The sequence below is a fragment of the Psychrobacter sp. genome (assembly GCF_035469765.1).
Lineage (GTDB): Bacteria > Pseudomonadota > Gammaproteobacteria > Pseudomonadales > Moraxellaceae > Psychrobacter.
The window spans coordinates 1-3428 of record NZ_DATIRM010000260.1 but is presented as its reverse complement, the minus strand read 5'-3'; the positions used below and the strand labels follow the sequence as shown (position 1 = coordinate 3428).

Below are 3428 nucleotides of genomic sequence, written 5' to 3'. Positions count from 1 at the left end.
CCTGCGTTTGCTAAACGCGCAAAGAGCGCTTCAAAATTTGGTAAATCAGGTGGTTGTGCCACAAATCTTGAAGAACAAGCTTTAAGCGTACCAGTGATGCCCATGGTTAGCTCAAACACTGCGGTATCAGCATTGGCATATTTGGCGTATAGGACTTCACCTTGTTCGGTTACTTTAATATGACCGTGCAGCGTACCTGCTGGTTGTGCGGCTATTGCTTTATGCGTTGACCCGCCACCACGGCTCACCGATCCGCCACGGCCATGGAACAAGCGTGTTTTGATACCATATTTCTCAGCGATATGATTAATGGTCTGCTGCGCACTATAAAGCTGCCACGCAGAGGTGATGATACCGCCGTCTTTTGATGAATCTGAATAGCCCAGCATGATTTCTTGAGTGTTATCTGAATGCTGCAGCAATCCTCGATATAGCGGGTTATCTAAAACCGCAGGTAGAATCTTATCGATATTTTTAAGATCTTCGATGGTCTCAAATAACGGTGCTACGGGTAAATCAGCGGACAGTTGTCCTTCGTCATTGACTGTACATAAGCCTGCAAAGCGCATTAGTAGCAACACTTCTAATAATTGACTGGCGTTATTGGTCATCGAAATAACATAACTGCCAAAAGTGTCTTGCCCAACCAGTTTTCGTAACATTGCCACAGAATTCATCAGCGCCAATTGTTCACGCGTTTTATCTTTTAAGTTGTCGGTATAAATGAGCGGTGTGCCAGGTTTTTGCAGCAAGTGCGTCAACCATTCTTGGCGCTCTGTTTCATTGAGCGCTTGATAATCTGGCAGGTTAGAGGCACTGGCGAAAATGTCGGCAATGACTTCGCTATGGTATGACGACTCTTGACGGATATCGAGCGCAGCCAAATGAAAGCCACAGGTTTTTACCAGACGAATCATATCTAGTAATAACCCATCTGCATGGGCAGTATCGTGCGTATTGACACTTTGACGGATGATACGCAGGTCTTCTAATAGCGCTTGGGGGTTAGGGTAAGCGTCTTTTTTGGCCTCGCTGTCATGACCTTTGCTTTGAATAAGGCGATTGGTAGCATTGACTTTCGTCAGGATTAAAGAGAGTAGTCGGCGATAGGGCTCATTGCCATAGTCGTCGAGGTTGTAATCGAACACACGCTGATCAAGCTCATCGTAACTTTTTATTGTGGCATACACGTTAGATGAGACCGTGACAATCGTATCACTATGAACGAGCTGGCGTCGCAGTTTTTTTAGCAGCACTTGATAGTGACGCAACACGGTATCAGCATGCATTAAGACGGCAAGCTCTGTGGTTTCAAAAGTTACAAAAGGATTGCCATCTCTATCGCCGCCTATCCAAGAGCCAAAACTCATGAACGCAGGTAGGGGGTAGTCTGTTAGCTCTGGATAAACCTCAACAATGGCGTCTTTAATATTACGGTAAACCTTGGGAATGGCATTGAATAAGCTAGCATTAAAATAATGCAGACCGTTATTGATCTCGTCATAAACCAATGGCTTACGCGTCCGCACTTCATCAGATGACCATAATAAATCAATCGTTTGCGCTGTTTGCTCTTTGGCTTGCTCGTAAGCGAAACTATTTTCGGTAAGGTTGTTTAAAGCCTCGCTATGAGTGAATAGACTTTGCAAGATATTCATCGTTGTGCGGCGTCGAGCCTCGGTGGGGTGCGCGGTAAATACAGGCGTAAATTTCAGCTGGTCAATCAGCTCTTGCATTTGAGCAGGCTCAATATTGCGTTCACGACATTCAAGCAACGTACGACGGAACGATCCTTCCCAGCTTTGTTCAGATTGCATGCGCAACGCATAACGTTGCTCCCGCAAGTAATTTTCTTCACTTAAATTGGCAAGGAAAAAATAGATAGAAAAGCCGCGTATGACATTCTTTAAGGTTTGATTATCTAAAGAGGCAATGAAGTCAATGAGCTGCTGCTTGTGTGCTTCATCAGGCTCACGGCGTTGTTGAATAAAACCTTTACGCAGTATCTCAATCGTATCTAGTGTCTGCTCACCAGATTGGCGAGAAATGGCATCGCCTAGAAATGAACCCAATAAGCTGGTGCGTTTACGCAGTACGTTATTATCTAAAGTCATCCTTAACCTTCTTATTAAATCAGTGGGCGAAAAACAGTAAGAGCGCTAAGTATCAGTACCCTCTTACCAAAAAAAATATCGTTCGATATGTCTTGCACAATACTTACTGCTTAGTAGCGTACAGGATTTGAATGTATATTAATAATACTTAATATTTATAACAAAAATTCGTAGTGAATTAAACGTTATTTTTCCTAATAAAATTTTTCATAGGTTCAAAAATTTCACGATTGAGCTATGCTTTCGATTCCGTAGACACAGACTTGAGAGACTCTATAATCATCGCCATATTTGAATGAAGCATAAAAAACACCATTATCTATCAGCGTATTCAGTAAGCTGCCTATGAATGCAAGTAATTCTAAATGAGGCTTTAGCTTGCGCTCACTTCTGGCTAACACTATGAATGTTCAATAATCTAATATTACTAGCAATACATCAGAAAAAATAAGGTATTATTCATTAGATTAACTTTATTTTTCCAGTGAACTTATCAGACAAACACTGTTTATAGCTAAATTTTAGTGATGTCCATTTATCTTCAAGAGGACTGACAACTGGATTCTATACCATTATGAAATCTACCATTAAATTACTCGAAGATACTGATTTCCCTGCCATTAAAAGGCGAGAGCTTAAAATCCTGCAAGTGAATATGGGCTATTTATGCAACATGTCCTGTGTGCATTGTCATGTTGCAGCCAGCCCATACCGTACAGAGATGATGTCACGGGAGTTGGTTGAGCTTATTCCAAAGGTTCTGCAAGCGCAAAATATCGATACACTGGATTTGACTGGTGGCGCGCCTGAGATGCATGAAGACTTTAAGTACTTGGTCAAAGCGGCACGAGCGCTGGGTGTCAAAGTGATTGACCGCTGCAATCTGACGATTCTGATGGTAGAAGGTTATGAAGATATGGCGCAGTTCTTGGCGGACAATGAGGTTGAGGTTGTCGCCTCACTTCCTTGTTACTCATTAGAAAATGTAGACAAACAACGTGGTAAAGGGGCGTTTGATAACAGTATCTTAGGACTGCACAAGCTTAATGCCTTAGGTTATGGTAAATCTGGGTCGAATTTGACATTGAATCTTGTGTATAACCCGCAAGGAGCAACCCTACCGCCCAATCAGCAGCAGCTTGAAGCTGACTATAAGCATGAGTTAAAAGTGCACTTCGATATTGAATTTAATCAGCTATTTGCCTTAACCAATATGCCTATTCAGCGCTTTGGTGCGGTGCTATTGGCTAAAAAACAGTTCCATCCCTATATGGATTTACTCAAAGCCAATTATGTGGCCTCCAATTTAACCGA

The 3428-nt window shown here is 42.4% G+C and carries 2 protein-coding genes; one reads left to right on the top strand and one right to left on the bottom strand.

Features of this window, described 5'->3' with window-relative positions; translation table 11 throughout:
• Positions 1-2114: phosphoenolpyruvate carboxylase (locus tag VLN09_RS07380; RefSeq protein ID WP_325245144.1), on the bottom strand; the 2114-nt coding region annotated here is incomplete at its 3' end.
• Positions 2115-2688: 574 nt separating this feature from the next.
• On the opposite strand from VLN09_RS07380, the gene arsS reads away from it, so the two are divergent.
• The coding region (gene arsS / locus VLN09_RS07375) for an arsenosugar biosynthesis radical SAM (seleno)protein ArsS (protein ID WP_325245142.1) at positions 2689-3428 on the top strand (740 nt) is incomplete at its 3' end.